The following is a 13,960-nucleotide window of genomic DNA, read 5'->3' as shown; positions in this document are numbered from 1 at the left end:
GAAGTTGTCGGTCAGCGGACCGTTTCGTGCAGGTGACCGGGTTCAGCTGACGGACTCGAAAGGCAGGCACTACACCCTCACGCTCGCCGACGGCGGCGAATACCACACGCATCGCGGCGGGCTCGCGCACGACGACCTCATCGGCCGTCCCGAGGGGAGCGTGGTGACGTCCGCGGGCGGCAGCACCTACCTGGCGCTGCGGCCGCTCCTGCCGGACTACGTGCTGTCCATGCCGCGCGGCGCGCAGGTGATCTACCCCAAGGACGCCGCGCAGATCGTCATGTGGGGAGACATCTTCCCCGGTGCCCGGGTGCTCGAGGCAGGTGCCGGCTCCGGTGCGCTGACCTGCTCGCTGCTGCGCGCGGTCGGCCCGGCAGGCCAGGTGTTCTCCTACGAGATCCGCGACGACCACGCCGAACACGCCGAGCGCAACGTCGCGAAGTTCTTCGGCGAGAAGCCGGACAACTGGACCCTCACCGTCGCCGACCTGGCGACCCACTCGGGTGAGGTCGACCGGGTAGTGCTGGACATGCTCGCGCCGTGGGAACAGTTGCCGAACGTCGCCGAGCACCTGGTGCCCGGCGGGGTGCTGACGGTGTACGTCGCGACCGTGACCCAGCTGTCCCGGGTTACCGAGTCGCTGCGCGAACAGCAGTGCTGGACCGAACCGGAGTCCTGGGAAACACTGATGCGGCCCTGGCACGTCGTCGGCCTCGCGGTGCGGCCGGACCACCGGATGGTCGCGCACACCGCTTTCCTGCTCACCGCCCGCCGGCTCGCCGACGGCACGGTCTCGCCGCGCGTTTCGCGCCGGCCGAGCAAGGGCAAGGGCTAACCAGGGACACACCAACGGCCGTTCTCGCGACGCAGCGGGAACGGCGTTTCCTTGTGCCCGCCCGGACCGTCGACGCGGACAGTGACCGTGGCCCGGTCCCCGGAGACCACTGGCGGGCCGCTGAGCGCGACCCGCAACGGGCCGGCCGCGTCCCATTTCGCCTGGAGTTCCCGCAGTGCGGCCGTTGTTTGCGGACTGCAGGTCAGAGTGCCGAACTGGCTGGCGTCGGCCCGGGTGATCGCATCGACGAGGGACGCCGCCACTGCTGCCGTGGCGGCCTGGTCGGCCGACGGTGCGGAGGAGGGGGCGGCACTGCGCTGCGAGGCGGGAACTGGGCTGGGCGGCGGTTCTGTCGTGCGGGCGGGCCCGGACTGGCCGATGAGGACCACTCCGAGGAGCCCGCCCGCGACGACAGCCGCGAGCAGGACCAAAGCCGCGCTGGACCGGCGTCTCACGCGGTCGGGGTCAGCGGCTGGCGGTGACGTCCCGCAAGCACCACGCGCCGCCTTCTTGCGCGCCGATGATGGTGCCGCTCTTCGTCTGGCCGTTCAGCGACGCCTGGAACGGGGCGGTCGCTTGGGTGCCGGAGACCTTCGCGCTGCCGGTGATCTTGAACGTCAGGCCGGCCGGCGCCTTCTCGGTCCGGGTTTCCTTTTTCTGCGCAGGCATGCTTTCGCAGACCATGTCGGCGAGCCCGCCGGCGTCGCCGCGGCCGTAGGCGTCGGCCGCGGACTGGAACAGCTCGTCGGGCGTCGGCTTCGAACCGGCGGCCGCCGGGTAGTCGGTGCCGCTGCCGTTGGAGCTCGACGGGGCCGAGCTGCGGGGCGTGTCGGGCGGCGCGGTGAACGTGGCCCCCGGCGCCTTGCCCGGTGCCGAAGCGGAGGATGACGCGGCCGCCGCGGTCGTGGTCTTGTCGTCGCCGCTGTTCAGCCAGATGATCAGGCCGGTCGCACCGCCGACGACGACCACGGCGGCGATCGCGATGCCGACGATCAGCCCGGTCTTCTTCTTGGGCGGCTCCTCGCCGAAGCCGCCGCCGAACCCGCCGCCGGGCTGCTGCCCGAACTGGCCGGGCTGCTGCCCGTACTGGCTCTGCCCGTACTGGTCCTGGCCGAACTGACCCTGCTGGCCCGGCTGCTGGCCGAACTGCCCCGGCTGCTGCGGGTAGCCACCCTGGCCGGGCGCGCCGGCGGCGGGGAAGCCGCCCGAGGCCGGGCCCTGGTTCCAGCCGCCCTGCTGCGGCTGCCCGTACGGCTGCTGTCCGCCCTGCTGCCCGTACTGGTTGGGCTGCTGGCCGAAGCCGCCGGGCTGCTGCGGCGGATACGTCATCTGGGGTTCCCCCTGCCGTGCTCTCGCGAAAGGTCCGGGCCATCCTCGGGCGTGGCCACCCGGGGATGCTAGCCAGGGCTGCGCGATGGGGCGCAGTCAGGCCGAAAAGGCCCGGTTTGCAGGGCTGAGACGCGGCAGGGGACGCTCTGGTTCCCTCCGCTCGGCGAGCGGAGGGAACCAGCCGTCAGGAACCGGGTTTGTTGAACTTCATGTCCTTCATGCACCAGGCTCCGTCCTCGACGGCCGCGGTCCCGGTGCCGGTGACCGTGCGCGAAATGGGCGGACCGGCGACCAGGGTCGCGTCGGCCGTTGCGGTGTCGCCGTTCTCCTTCACGTTGGTGAAGGTCAGCGTCGTGTTGGTCGGCAAGTCCGGGTTCTTCGAGAGGTCCTCGCCCTTGAGTTCGCTCTTGCAGACCGTCGCCTTGAGCGCCTCGACGTCGCGCTTGCCGTAAGCGTCGCTGAATGCCTGGAACGTGCTCGCGGCCGAGCCCGACGAACCGCTGGTCAGCCAGATGACCAGACCGGTGCCGCCGCCGAGGACGACGACCGCGCCGATCGCGATGCCGACGATCAGCCCGGTCTTTTTCTTCTTCGGCGGTTCCGCGCCGTAGCCGCCGAACTGGCCGCCCGGCTGCTGGCCGAACTGTCCGGGCTGGCCCGGCTGCTGGCCGAACTGACCCTGCTGGCCCGGCTGCTGGCCGAACTGCCCCGGCTGCTGCGGGTAGCCGCCCTGGCCGGGCGCGCCGGCGGCGGGGAAGCCGCCCGAGGCCGGGCCCTGGTTCCAGCCGCCCTGCTGCGGCTGGCCGTACGGCTGCTGTCCGCCGGGCTGCTGGCCGTACGGGTCGGGCTGCTGGCCGTAGCCACCGGGCTGCTGCGGCGGATAAGTCATGTCCGGTTCTCCCCATGCCGTGGAACGTCTCGTGGTTCCCGGATGCTATCCGGGGCGGCCGCGTTCTGCGCGCGCGGACCGGCGGCACCCGATTTGCCCGACTCGTGCGCTTCGGGTGACCGGGAAGCGACGAACCGGTGACGCCGCGCCGGATTCCGCGTTGCGGAACTGGATCGGGCGCGGGCACCGAATCGGCCGCTTGCGCTGCACGGCCGCGCGTGCTGGCCGGGAGGAAATTGGGCGACGCGCCGGTCTTGTGATGCGGAAAGGCCTTTTCTTGTCGGTGATCGCCGGTACCGTGGAATGAAAAGCACTCCGAGGAGGTGCCCGATGCATCATGACCTTCCCGGAGGTCGGCGCGAGGAGGCCGACCCTTCAGCAAGCGGCGGAGCTGGGCAGACACCTGAGGAACAAGCCCGGCAGATCCGATTTCTCGAGGAGGAAGTGGCGCTGCTGCGCCGCAGGCTCACCGATTCCCCGCGGCAGAACCGCGTTCTCGAACAACGTCTCGCCGAGGCGTCGGAGCGGGTGAGCCAGCTCACCGAGCGGAACACGAAACTCGTCGAAACCCTGCGCGAGGCGCGAGGGCAGCTGCTCGCCCTCCGCGAGGAGGTAGACCGGCTGGCCCAGCCGCCGAGCGGGTACGGGGTGTTCGTCACCGCGTACGAGGACAACACCGTGGACGTCTACACCGCGGGGCGCAAGATGCGCGTCTCGGTTTCGCCCGCGGTGGAGATCTCGTCGTTGAGCCGAGGACAGGCGTTGCGGCTCAACGAGGCGCTCACCGTCGTCGAAGGCGGTGACTTCGAGCGCACCGGCGAGGTGTGCGCGCTGCGCGAGGTGCTCGACCCGGACGTCGAAGGGGCCAGCCCCCGGGCGCTCGTCGTCGGGCACGCGGACGAGGAGCGCGTCGTCCTGCTCGCCGATCCGCTCGCCGAGCAGCCGCTCAAGCCGGGCGATTCGCTGCTGGTGGACTCGAAGGCGGGCTACGCCTACGAGCGGGTGCCGAAGGCGGAGGTCGAAGACCTCGTGCTGGAGGAAGTGCCGGACGTCCGCTACGAGGACATCGGCGGCCTGACCCGGCAGATCGAGCAGATCCGCGACGCCGTGGAGCTGCCGTTCCTGCACGCGGAGCTGTACCAGGAGTACCAGCTGCGCCCGCCCAAGGGCGTCCTGCTGTACGGCCCGCCGGGCTGCGGGAAGACGCTCATCGCGAAGGCGGTGGCGAACTCGCTGGCGAAGAAGGTCGCGCAGGCTCGCGGCGACAAGGCGGACGGCAAGTCCTACTTCCTCAACATCAAGGGTCCGGAGCTGCTGAACAAGTTCGTCGGCGAGACCGAGCGGTCGATCCGGCTGATCTTCCAGCGGGCGCGGGAAAAGGCGTCCGAGGGCACCCCGGTGATCGTGTTCTTCGACGAAATGGACTCGATCTTCCGCACCCGCGGCTCGGGCGTGTCGTCGGACGTGGAAACCACGATCGTGCCGCAGCTGCTGTCGGAGATCGACGGTGTCGAGGGGCTGGAGAACGTCATCGTCATCGGCGCCTCCAACCGCGAGGACATGATCGACCCGGCGATTCTGCGGCCGGGGCGGCTCGACGTGAAGATCAAGATCGAGCGGCCGGACGCCGAGGGCGCGAAGGACATCTTCTCTAAGTACCTGGCCGAGGGCCTGCCGATTCACGCCGACGACCTGGCGGAGTTCGGCGGGGACCAGAAGGCCACCTTCGACGCGATGATCCAGCACACCGTCGAGCGGATGTACGAGGAGAGCGACGAGAACCGGTTCCTGGAGGTCACCTACGCCAACGGGGACAAGGAAGTCCTGTACTTCCGCGACTTCAACTCGGGCGCGATGATCCAGAACATCGTGGACCGGGCGAAGAAGTCGGCGATCAAGTCGGTGCTGGAGACCAAGCAGCCCGGCCTGCGCGTGCAGCACCTGCTGGACGCGATCGTCGACGAGTTCGCGGAGAACGAGGACTTGCCCAACACCACCAACCCGGACGACTGGGCCCGGATCTCCGGCAAGAAGGGCGAGCGGATCGTCTACATCCGCACGCTCGTCACCGGCAAGAACCAGGAATCGGGGCGGGCGATCGACACCGCCACGAACACCGGTCAATACCTGTAAGCACCGCACCCGACTGTGGGGCCGCCGGGCATCGCCCGGCGGCCCCACAGCGTGTCTCCAGCCGTTTCAGACCTGCTGCGAGACCGGTTGCCGGGCCGGGGAAAGCCGGCCGTGCGAGGCGAGAATGCCGACCACGACGAGCACCGCGCCGACCGGTTCGTTCCAGTGCACCGGTTCGTCGTGGACCAGTGCGCCGAGCAGGACGCCCACTACCGGTGTCAAGTACGTCACCGCGGACGCGTTGGCCGCGCCCCAGGCGGCCGCGACAGCGGTGTTCCAGGCGTATGCCAGGCCAGTGCCGAGCACGCCGAGAGCGAGCATCGAAAGCACCACGGAGGCGTTGAGGCGCACCGGCTGCGCTCCGATGAGCGGGGTGGTGGCAAGAAGAATGAGCGTGGCGAAGCCAGTCTGGCCAAAGGCGACGACGAACGGATCGGTGCAGCGCGGCGACACGAACTTGCGCAGATACACGAACGCCGCGCCGTAGCAGGTGGTCGCGCCCAGGCAGGCGAGCTGCGCGAGAACTTCGTGGCTCAAGTCGATTCCGCGCCAGACTCCGACCAAGGTCAGCACTCCGGCGAATCCGAGGAGCAGTCCGGCGATTTTCGGTCTGGTGAGCCGTTCGGCGGGCAGCGCGGCCGCGCCGAACAGCATGGTCAGCAGGGGAGTGGTGGCGTTGAAAATGCTGGCGAGGCCGGACGACACGTACTGCTCGGCCCACGGGTAGAGCAGGAACGGCCCCACACAGAACAGCACCGAAACCACCGCGAGATGCGCCCACAGTCTGGGATCGCGAGGGAGGGACCGCTTGCGGGCCAGGAGGATCGCACCGATGGTGAGTGCGCCGAGTGCCACCCGGGCGAGCGCCACTTGAGCCGGGGAGAGCCCTTGCAGGCCCACTTTGATGAACAAGAAACTCGCGCCCCACACGACGGCGAGCGCGACGAACCGCGCGGCGATGCCGAATCTCACTGAACCTCCGTGCCAACCGATGGACTGCCCCGGCCAGTCAACGTCCGCGCCACGCCGCGAGTCCAGCGGGTTTCGGCCACCGCGCCACCCCTGGTGTATAACGACCTATACTGCCGGGCGTGAGTACCGACAGCACGCGCCCGAGGCCGCCGATCACCGAAGCCGACGTCCTGGCTTGGCTGGAGACGACGGCGGCCGCCGTCCAAGCCGGGCAGCTGAACGCGAACGACCTCATCGACCTGCTGGGGGAGCTGCGCCGCGCCTCCGCGGCCTGCGCCGATGCGTCCGACTGGGCGCTGCTGGCCGCCCGCGAGGAAGGTGCGAGCCTGCGCCAGATCGCGCCGGTCTTCGGCAAAGGCTACGTCCGCGCGCCGGCCGCCCGGCTCGAAAAACTCCACCGCCAAGCCCAGAACTCCGGCCAATGGCTCGCCATCCTCCGGCACAAACAAAGTGTATAACGACCTATACGGCGGCCGATTTGTGTGCACCACCGTGTCGGTTACGCCCGCCTCGCCCCAAAAACCGGCAAAGACAGGGAGACCCTGATGGAGCGCATTGCCGTCGGACTGGCCGCGCTCGGCCGTCCGGCGTACCTCAACCTGGGACAGGATCTGCCCGAAGTGCGGGATGTCCCGTCGATGCGGGCGGCGACGCACGCGGTGCTCGACGCCGCATACGCGGCCGGAGTGCGCTGGGTCGATGTCGCGCGTTCCTACGGCCGTTCGGAGGAGTTCCTCGGCAGCTGGCTGGCCGACCGCGGCCACCAGGACGTCACGGTGTCGAGCAAGTGGGGCTACCGCTACGTCGCCGGCTGGCGGGTCGACGCGGACGTCCACGAAGTCAAGGAACACACGTTGCCGCGGTTTCGCGAGCAATGGGCGCAGACACAGGAGTCGCTCGCCGGGCACGTCGATCTGTACCAGGTCCATTCGCTCACTGTGGACAGTCCACTTTTCACTGATCGGGCGCTGGTCGACGCGCTGGCCGAGTTGTCCGCGGACGGCGTCGAGGTGGGGTTTTCGACGTCCGGGCCCGGGCAGGCGGACGCGCTGCGCCGGGCGTTCGAGCTGGAATCGGGCGGACAGCCGGTGTTCTCGTCGGTGCAGTCCACGTGGAACCTGCTGGAACAGTCGGCCGGGCCGGCGCTGGCCGAGGCACGGGCGGCCGGGAAGCGGGTGCTGGTGAAGGAAACACTGGCGAACGGGCGGTTGGTCGCCGAGGCGCCGGAAGCGGTGCGGCGGATCGCGCGGGAGCACCGGACCGGTCCGGACGCGGTCGCGGTGGCCGCGGTGCTGGGGCAGGGCTGGGCGCCGGTCGCGGTGCTCGGCCCGTCGAGTCCGGGGCAACTGGCGGAGAATCTCGCCGCGGTGGGGCTGGCGCTGTCCGGGCAGGACTGGGATGCGCTGGGCGAACTGCGGGAGGACCCGCGCGAGTACTGGGCGCATCGGTCCCACCTCGGGTGGAGCTGAGCGGCTGCACTACCCTCGGCGCATCGCGTCCCGGGGCGGTGGGGCGGACTGAGCGCGGAGGGGCAGAGTGCGTCGTCGGCAGGTTCCTGCAGTCGCAGCGCTGGTCGGGCTGGGCGCGCTGGCGGGGCTCGCCGGGTGCGGGAACCGGCCCAACGATCTCGAGCATTACTACGACGATCCGACGCCGGTGCGGAGCAGCCAGCCCGAGATGCGGGCGCAGATCGCTCCGTCGGCGCCGCCGTCGTCGGTTTCGTCTTCCCCCGCGCCGGATCCTCGCCGGGCCGAGGCGGCGATGCTGTCCGATGCGGATGTCGCCGAGGAGGGCGTGGCACCGGGCTCGGGGAAGGTTTCCGGGTGCCTGACCGGGCTGGCGGCGGGCGAGCGGAAGTCGGTGAGCTGGGTTTATCCAAGCGGTTCGGCGTTGACGCACGAGGTCACCGCGTATCCGGGCGGTTCGGCGGCAGCGGTGGTTTCGGCGGCGCGGTGTGCGGGTGCGCCGGTGGCACTGCCGCCGCAGCCGGGGATCGAGGTACAGCGTGCCTGGTGCGAGGGTTCGACCTGTGCGGTGTTGCTCGCGAGGGGAACTCTCGTGTCGGCGCTGAGCGTCGCGGCGAGCACGCCGGAGCGGGCGCAGGACGCCGCGAAGCGGTTGCTGCCCAAGCTGGCGGAGAAGCTGGTCGCTCAGCCGTAGCGGCGGAACCATTCCTGGACGCCGGCGCGCCCGTCTGGGATGAACGGCCGGTCGGCGTCGAAGACCCAGTCGCGCAGTTCGGCGAGGCCGATCCAGCGGCCTTCGGCGATTTCTTCGGGCTGGTGGCGGATCGGTCCGTCCCAGCGGACTTCGTAGGCGAAGTTGTGGCAGCGGATGCTGCCGTCGTCGTAGACCTTGGTGAACAGCGGTTCCGGTTCCACTCCGTGGACGCCGAGCTCTTCGGCGAGTTCGCGGCGGGCGCAGTCGGCCGGGGTTTCGCCGGCCGCGACGACGCCGCCCGCCCAGCAGTCCCAGGTGGACGGGAAGACGTCCTTGTCCGCGGTGCGCAGGTGCACGTAGACGGACTGGCCGTCGCCCGATCGGACGAGGACGACGCCGGCGGCGTGCCAGAGTCCTTCGGCGCGGACGCGGGAGCGCGGGACGGCGCCGATGTCGTGGCCGGCGCGGTCATATAGCGCAACGAGTTCGTCACTGCCTGGCATGGGGGCATCGTCGCACGCTTCGAACCCGTAGGGTGGTGGCTATGCGTCGGATCATGGGAACCGAAGTCGAGTACGGCATCGCGGTGCCCGGGGACGCCACGGCGAACCCGGTGCTCACCTCGACTCAGGTAGTGCTCGCCTACGCGGCGGCGGCGGACATCCCGAGGGCGCGCCGGGCGCGCTGGGACTACGAGGTGGAGTCTCCGTTGCGCGATGCGCGCGGGTTCGACCTGACCGGGCCGGGCGGTCCTGGGCACGACCCGGACGTGGAGGACCTGGGGGCGGCGAACGTCATCCTGACCAACGGGGCGCGGTTGTACGTGGACCACGCGCATCCGGAGTATTCGGCGCCGGAGGTCACGAACGCGCGAGACGCGGTGATCTGGGACAAGGCGGGCGAACGGGTGATGGAGGAGGCCGCGTTGAAGGCGGCCACCGTGCCCGGGCAGCCGCCGTTGCAGCTGTACAAGAACAACGTGGACGGCAAGGGCGCCAGTTACGGGACGCACGAGAACTACCTGATGGCGCGGTCGACGCCGTTCACCGCGGTGATCGGCGGGTTGACGCCGTTCTTCGCGTCGCGCCAGGTGATGACCGGCTCGGGCCGGGTGGGCATCGGGCAGCAGAGCGAAGAGGCGGGGTTCCAGCTCTCCCAGCGGTCGGATTACATCGAGGTCGAGGTCGGGCTGGAGACCACGCTCAAGCGCGGGATCATCAACACCCGGGACGAGCCGCACGCGGACGCGGACAAGTACCGGCGGCTGCACGTGATCATCGGCGACGCGAACCTGTCGGAGTATTCGACGTACCTGAAGGTCGGGACGACGGCGCTGGTGCTGGACCTGATCGAGTCCGGGGTCCGGTTCGACGACCTGAAGCTGGACGAGCCGGTGCGGGCGGTGCACAAGATCAGCCACGACCCGACGCTGAAGACGAAGGTCGAGCTGGCGAACGGGAAGAAGCTGACCGGGCTGGAGCTGCAGTTCTCTTACCACGAAATGGTTTCGGCGAATCTCGAGCGCACCGGCGCGGACGAGGCGTCGAAGGAGGTGCTGCGGGTCTGGGGCGAGGTGCTCGACGCGCTCGCGCGGGATCCGATGGAGTGCGCCGACCGGCTGGACTGGCCTGCCAAGCTGCGGTTGCTGGAGGGGTATCGGGAGCGGGATCAGCTGGCCTGGGGCGCGCCGCGGCTGCGGCTGGTCGACCTGCAGTATTCGGACGTGCGGATGGGCAAGGGCCTGTACAACCGGCTGGTCACGCGGGGTTCGATGAAGCGGCTGGTGACCGAGGAGGAGGTGCAGGCGGCGATCACCACTCCGCCGTCGGACACGCGCGCCTACTTCCGGGGCCGGGCGCTGGAGAAGTACGCGACGTCGATCGCGGCGGCCTCGTGGGATTCGGTGATTTTCGACGTGGGCCGGGAGTCGCTGGTGCGGATTCCGACTCTGGAGCCGTTGCGGGGGACGAAGGCGCACGTCGGGAAGCTGCTGGACGCGGCGGCGACGGCGGAGGAGCTGGTGGAGGCGATCACCGGTTCGGACTAGCGCGTTCCCGGCGTTTCGGGCCGTTTCCAGGCGCGTTTCGTCGGTACCGCTGGGTAGTCTAGGGACATCGGCCAGACCGGGAGGCGAGATGGCGCAGGAGAAGATCGAGAAGCACGGCGGCGGAGACTCCGACGAGGAGCTCGACGGCGCGGGTGCGGCGGGCCAGGAGCGTCGGGAGAAGCTGGGCGAGGACGTGGACACGATCCTCGACGAGATCGACGACGTGCTGGAGGAGAACGCCGAGGACTTCGTCCGCGCTTACGTGCAGAAGGGCGGCGAATAGCCGTCCGCCCGCCGTGGCCGGTCCTGCGGGGCGGGGCGGCGGGCGCGCTGGGCCGGAGGTTTCGCGCGGTGGCGCCGGGGGCAGGAGTGCTCCCGGCGGCGCCGGGCACGGACAGATGGGAACCGAGAGCACGTATGGACAACACCTCCTCTGGGTCGGGTTTTTCCGGGCCGGGTCTGCCGTCGGCGTATTTCTCGCCGACTTCGTCGTCTTTCGCGGATTTCGTGCGGGCGACCGCGCCTGAGCTGTTGCCCGCGCGCCGGGTCCCGGCGGGGGCCGCGGAGCTGGACGCGCCGCACGGCACCACGATCGTGGCGGTGGCGTTCGCCGGCGGGGTGCTGATCGCGGGCGACCGGCGGGCGACGTCGGGGAATCTGATCGCGAGCCGGGACATCGAGAAGGTGCACGTCACGGACGCGTACTCGGCGGTGGGCATCGCGGGGACCGCGGGGCTGGCCGTGGAGATGGTCCGGCTGTACGCGGTGGAGCTGGCGCATTACGAGAAGATCGAGGGCGTTTCGCTGTCGCTGGACGGCAAGACGAACAAGCTGGCCGGGATGGTGAAGGCCAATTTGGAGATGGCGATGGCGGGCTTGGCGGTCGTGCCGTTGTTCGTCGGGTACGACCTGGAGGCCGAGGACGCGAAGCACGCGGGCCGGATCGTGTCGTACGACGCGGCGGGTGGGCGGTACGAGGAGCACGCCGGGTACGCGAGCGTCGGTTCGGGTTCGTTGTTCGCGAAGTCGTCGTTGAAGAAGCTGTACGACCCGGACGCGGATGTGGACGCGGCGGTGCGGACGGCGCTGGAGGCGTTGTACGACGCGGCGGACGACGACACCGCGAGCGGTGGGCCGGATCTGGTGCGGCGGATTTTCCCGAACGTCATCACGATCACCGCGGAGGACGGCGCGGTGGCGCTTTCCTCGGAGCAGACCGGCGCGGTGGCTGAGGCGGTGGTGGCTGGGCGTGCGGAGCGCAGCCGTCACCGGCAGAGCTGATGCCGATGCTGCCCGCTGACCTTTCGACCGCCGAGTTTTCGGAGAACGTGGAGCCGACACCGTGACGATGCCGTTGTATGCCTCTCCCGAGCAGCTGATGCGGGAGCGTTCCGAGCTGGCGCGGAAGGGGATTTCGCGCGGCCGGAGCGTGGTGGTGGTGAAGTACGCCGGCGGCGTGCTGTTCGTGGCGGAGAATCCGTCGGCGACGCTGCACAAGGTTTCGGAGATTTACGACCGGATCGGGTTCGCCGCGGTGGGCAGGTTCTCGGAGTTCGAGAACCTGCGGGTGGCGGGGATCCGGCACGCGGATTTGAAGGGCTACCAGTACGACCGCCGGGATGTCAGCGCGCGGGCGCTGGCGAACGCGTATGCGGCGACGCTGGGAAGCATTTTCACCGAGCAGTTGAAGCCGTTCGAGGTCGAGGTGTGCGTGGCCGAGGTGGGCGCGACGGCGGCGGAGGACCAGCTGTACCGGTTGACGTTCGACGGCGGGATTTTCGACGAGTCGCCGTTCGTGGTGATGGGCGGTCAGACGGAGCCGATCACCGCGAAGCTGAAGGACGTGGTGGATCCGGAGCACGATCTGCGGACGGCGCTGGCGACCGCGATCGAGGGGTTGCGGGCGGGTCCGCCCGCGGCGAACGGCAGCGGCGCGGCGGCGGAGGCGGACCAGATCAAGCTCGAGGTCGCGGTGCTGGACCGGGCGAAGCCGCGGCGGGCGTTCCGGCGGTTGTCCGGGGCGGCGCTGGAGGCGTTGCTGCCGGTGAAGGAGCCACCCGCGGAGAAGCCGGCCGACGACGGCAAGTCCGAGGGCGACGGCGATGCCGGCAAGGGTGACGCCGAGAAGAAGTGACGTGCGTGCGACGGGCCGCCAGCGAGTGCTGGCGGCCCGTCGTCGTTTCCAGGCGGCGAGCCGACGCCATCACGCGAACGGGTTGCCGGGTTCTGGTCCGACGCTGTCGGATTGACCCCGCACGATTCGTTCCGCTCGCTTCGCGTCAGGGGTCAACCGCGTTCAATGGGAAGTGGAGGTCGGGGTCCTGCTACGGGTGGCGAGCTCAGTCGGCCGTCGATCGGGCGTGGGGGCGGCGTGTCGCAGTAACGGTGCTCATGATGGGCAGGGGGCCGATGCGCACGGCAGTGGACCAGCGTGGGGTGGTGAGGCCGACGTCAGCGAGCAGGCGGTCGATGAGGGTGGGGCCGAGGTGTCGTTTGGAGGTGTGTCGCAGCCAGCGCAGGGTGCCGGTGGCGACCAGGTCGGTGAGGATGAGTGTGCCGCCGGGCCGCAGCACCCGGGCCAGTTCGGCGATCCCGCGGGCCTTGTCGGCCCAGTTGTGCAGGGAGGCGGTGCTGACGGCGAGGTCGACGTGCGCGTCGGGCAGGGGGAGGTCCTCGGCCGGGGCGACCAGGAGGCGCAGCCGGGGCTGGTCGGCCGCCAGCGACGTGGCGGTCTCGACCGTGTTCGCGGCGGGGTCCACCCCGATCAGTTCGGCCTTGTCGTAGTGCTCGGCGAGCCGGCGCAGGAGCGAGCCGGTACCGCAACCCACGTCGAGGACGCGCAGCGGCGCGGGCACCCGGCGGATCGCCTCCGCGGCGACGGCTTGGTGCAGGGCGGTGAAGAACTGGGCGTTGCCCCACCCGGTGCCACGGGTCTCGTAGGAACCAGCGAGCCGGTTGAACCGGTCGATGTCACGCTGGGACATGACGCCTCCGATGTGCCGCAGATTCCATCACTAGTGATGTATCATAGGTGATGTGGATGCCGCGAGGCTGCACCGGCTGGTGCGCAAGCTGACCGAGGTCTCCCGGGCCGCCACGGCGGACCCGGGCGAACCCCGCATGGGTGTCAGCGAACTGGCGATCATCGAAGACGTCTCCGCCCGAGACGGGACTCCCGTCTCGGAGGTTGCCTCCCGAACCGGGCTTGCGCAAAGCTACGTATCCAAGACGGTGGCCAAACTGCGCGCGGCCGGTGCACTCACCACCGCCGAGGATCCCGCCGACCGGCGGCGCGTGCTCATCCGGATCGCCCCGGACATGCGGCAGGACGTGTTCCGTGCCCGGGGCGCCCGGTCGATCGATCCCGCGCTGGCACGCACGCTGGGCGATGACGACCCCGACCGGCTGCGGCGAACTATCGCGCTGCTGGAAGAACTCGCGACCCAGGTGCTCGGCCGCGAACGCCCGTGACCAGACAATCGGTCCTCAACGGCGCGTGTCGTCTGCACCGCCCAGACGATTTCATCTCGACGACGCTGCACCAATGAAGCCGACCTGAAAGCGCTGCCGAGAAAATGGAGCCAGCCTTGAGACC

The 13,960-nt window shown here is 69.9% G+C and carries 16 protein-coding genes; 10 read left to right on the top strand and 6 right to left on the bottom strand.

The genetic code is table 11. The features are described from left to right. The first annotated feature begins 4 nt into the window (after positions 1 to 4). Entirely contained in the window at positions 5 to 835 is an 831-nt protein-coding gene (locus AMYBE_RS0112595; RefSeq protein WP_020659738.1) for a tRNA (adenine-N1)-methyltransferase, read from the top strand. On the opposite strand, the gene AMYBE_RS44825 is transcribed toward AMYBE_RS0112595, so the two are convergent. The 3 genes from AMYBE_RS44825 to AMYBE_RS0112580 form a co-directional block, all read right to left on the bottom strand. Further along, positions 832 to 1,290, bottom strand: coding sequence for a hypothetical protein (locus AMYBE_RS44825; RefSeq protein WP_027927605.1), 459 nt, complete (start codon positions 1,288 to 1,290; stop codon positions 832 to 834). The two genes, AMYBE_RS0112595 and AMYBE_RS44825, sit on opposite strands and share 4 nt — an antisense overlap. 10 nt (positions 1,291 to 1,300) lie before the next feature. Next, entirely contained in the window at positions 1,301 to 2,164 is an 864-nt protein-coding gene (locus AMYBE_RS0112585; protein ID WP_020659736.1) for a flagellar basal body-associated FliL family protein, read from the bottom strand. Between the two features lie 184 nt (positions 2,165 to 2,348). Next, on the bottom strand, positions 2,349 to 3,053 hold the full coding sequence (locus AMYBE_RS0112580; protein ID WP_020659735.1) for a hypothetical protein: 705 nt from the start codon (positions 3,051 to 3,053) through the stop codon (positions 2,349 to 2,351). Between the two features lie 330 nt (positions 3,054 to 3,383). Here AMYBE_RS0112580 and arc point away from each other — a divergent pair, with 330 nt between their 5' ends. Next, positions 3,384 to 5,186, top strand: coding sequence for a proteasome ATPase (arc, locus tag AMYBE_RS0112575; protein WP_027927604.1), 1,803 nt, complete (start codon positions 3,384 to 3,386; stop codon positions 5,184 to 5,186). A 66-nt stretch (positions 5,187 to 5,252) separates the two neighbouring features. On the opposite strand, the gene AMYBE_RS0112570 is transcribed toward arc, so the two are convergent. Beyond that, positions 5,253 to 6,158 carry a DMT family transporter gene (locus AMYBE_RS0112570; protein WP_020659733.1) on the bottom strand — a complete coding sequence of 302 codons (906 nt, stop codon included), beginning with the start codon at positions 6,156 to 6,158 and terminating at the stop codon, positions 5,253 to 5,255. A gap of 119 nt (positions 6,159 to 6,277) precedes the next feature. Between AMYBE_RS0112570 and AMYBE_RS0112565 the strand changes: the two genes are divergently transcribed. From AMYBE_RS0112565 to AMYBE_RS0112555, 3 genes are all read left to right on the top strand, one after another. Next, positions 6,278 to 6,616, top strand: coding sequence for a hypothetical protein (locus AMYBE_RS0112565; RefSeq protein ID WP_020659732.1), 339 nt, complete (start codon positions 6,278 to 6,280; stop codon positions 6,614 to 6,616). Between the two features lie 87 nt (positions 6,617 to 6,703). Continuing rightward, positions 6,704 to 7,627: an aldo/keto reductase gene (locus AMYBE_RS0112560; RefSeq protein WP_020659731.1), complete on the top strand. Its 924-nt coding sequence runs from the start codon at positions 6,704 to 6,706 to the stop codon at positions 7,625 to 7,627. A 67-nt stretch (positions 7,628 to 7,694) separates the two neighbouring features. Continuing rightward, positions 7,695 to 8,318 (top strand): hypothetical protein, encoded by a 624-nt coding sequence (locus AMYBE_RS0112555; protein ID WP_020659730.1) that lies wholly within the window; start codon positions 7,695 to 7,697, stop codon positions 8,316 to 8,318. Here AMYBE_RS0112555 and AMYBE_RS0112550 read toward each other — a convergent pair. After that, the gene (locus AMYBE_RS0112550; RefSeq protein WP_020659729.1) at positions 8,309 to 8,821 is read right to left on the bottom strand and encodes an NUDIX domain-containing protein; all 513 of its coding nucleotides are present in this window, start codon (positions 8,819 to 8,821) and stop codon (positions 8,309 to 8,311) included. The two genes, AMYBE_RS0112555 and AMYBE_RS0112550, sit on opposite strands and share 10 nt — an antisense overlap. Before the next feature lie 41 nt (positions 8,822 to 8,862). Here AMYBE_RS0112550 and dop point away from each other — a divergent pair, with 41 nt between their 5' ends. The 4 genes from dop (at position 8,863) to prcA (ending at position 12,499) form a co-directional block, all read left to right on the top strand. Then, the gene (dop, locus tag AMYBE_RS0112545; protein WP_020659728.1) at positions 8,863 to 10,365 is read left to right on the top strand and encodes a depupylase/deamidase Dop; all 1,503 of its coding nucleotides are present in this window, start codon (positions 8,863 to 8,865) and stop codon (positions 10,363 to 10,365) included. Positions 10,366 to 10,453: 88 nt separating this feature from the next. Then, on the top strand, positions 10,454 to 10,648 hold the full coding sequence (locus AMYBE_RS0112540) for a ubiquitin-like protein Pup (RefSeq protein ID WP_020659727.1): 195 nt from the start codon (positions 10,454 to 10,456) through the stop codon (positions 10,646 to 10,648). Between the two features lie 134 nt (positions 10,649 to 10,782). Next, on the top strand, positions 10,783 to 11,646 hold the full coding sequence (gene prcB / locus AMYBE_RS0112535) for a proteasome subunit beta (RefSeq protein ID WP_020659726.1): 864 nt from the start codon (positions 10,783 to 10,785) through the stop codon (positions 11,644 to 11,646). Between the two features lie 61 nt (positions 11,647 to 11,707). Next, positions 11,708 to 12,499 carry a proteasome subunit alpha gene (gene prcA / locus AMYBE_RS0112530; protein ID WP_020659725.1) on the top strand — a complete coding sequence of 264 codons (792 nt, stop codon included), beginning with the start codon at positions 11,708 to 11,710 and terminating at the stop codon, positions 12,497 to 12,499. A 205-nt stretch (positions 12,500 to 12,704) separates the two neighbouring features. On the opposite strand, the gene AMYBE_RS41565 is transcribed toward prcA, so the two are convergent. Beyond that, positions 12,705 to 13,349, bottom strand: coding sequence for a class I SAM-dependent methyltransferase (locus AMYBE_RS41565; protein ID WP_020659724.1), 645 nt, complete (start codon positions 13,347 to 13,349; stop codon positions 12,705 to 12,707). A 52-nt stretch (positions 13,350 to 13,401) separates the two neighbouring features. Here AMYBE_RS41565 and AMYBE_RS0112520 point away from each other — a divergent pair, with 52 nt between their 5' ends. After that, positions 13,402 to 13,836, top strand: coding sequence for a MarR family winged helix-turn-helix transcriptional regulator (locus tag AMYBE_RS0112520; RefSeq protein ID WP_020659723.1), 435 nt, complete (start codon positions 13,402 to 13,404; stop codon positions 13,834 to 13,836). The last annotated feature ends 124 nt before the right edge of the window (positions 13,837 to 13,960 follow it).

It is taken from the genome of Amycolatopsis benzoatilytica AK 16/65 (assembly GCF_000383915.1).
GTDB lineage: Bacteria > Actinomycetota > Actinomycetes > Mycobacteriales > Pseudonocardiaceae > Amycolatopsis > Amycolatopsis benzoatilytica.
This window is presented reverse-complemented; position numbering and strand designations above follow the sequence as displayed.

What these genes read in the sequence shown, in the direction of transcription:
- prcB (WP_020659726.1), top strand. Translation starts at nt 10,783, where the DNA reads ATGGACAACACCTCCTCTGGGTCGGGTTTTTCCGGGCCGGGTCTGCCG.
- arc (WP_027927604.1), top strand. Translation starts at nt 3,384, where the DNA reads ATGCATCATGACCTTCCCGGAGGTCGGCGCGAGGAGGCCGACCCTTCA.
- AMYBE_RS0112580 (WP_020659735.1), bottom strand. Translation starts at nt 3,053, where the DNA reads ATGACTTATCCGCCGCAGCAGCCCGGTGGCTACGGCCAGCAGCCCGAC.
- dop (WP_020659728.1), top strand. Translation starts at nt 8,863, where the DNA reads ATGCGTCGGATCATGGGAACCGAAGTCGAGTACGGCATCGCGGTGCCC.
- AMYBE_RS0112550 (WP_020659729.1), bottom strand. Translation starts at nt 8,821, where the DNA reads ATGCCAGGCAGTGACGAACTCGTTGCGCTATATGACCGCGCCGGCCAC.
- AMYBE_RS0112585 (WP_020659736.1), bottom strand. Translation starts at nt 2,164, where the DNA reads ATGACGTATCCGCCGCAGCAGCCCGGCGGCTTCGGCCAGCAGCCCAAC.
- AMYBE_RS0112560 (WP_020659731.1), top strand. Translation starts at nt 6,704, where the DNA reads ATGGAGCGCATTGCCGTCGGACTGGCCGCGCTCGGCCGTCCGGCGTAC.
- AMYBE_RS41565 (WP_020659724.1), bottom strand. Translation starts at nt 13,349, where the DNA reads ATGTCCCAGCGTGACATCGACCGGTTCAACCGGCTCGCTGGTTCCTAC.
- AMYBE_RS0112540 (WP_020659727.1), top strand. Translation starts at nt 10,454, where the DNA reads ATGGCGCAGGAGAAGATCGAGAAGCACGGCGGCGGAGACTCCGACGAG.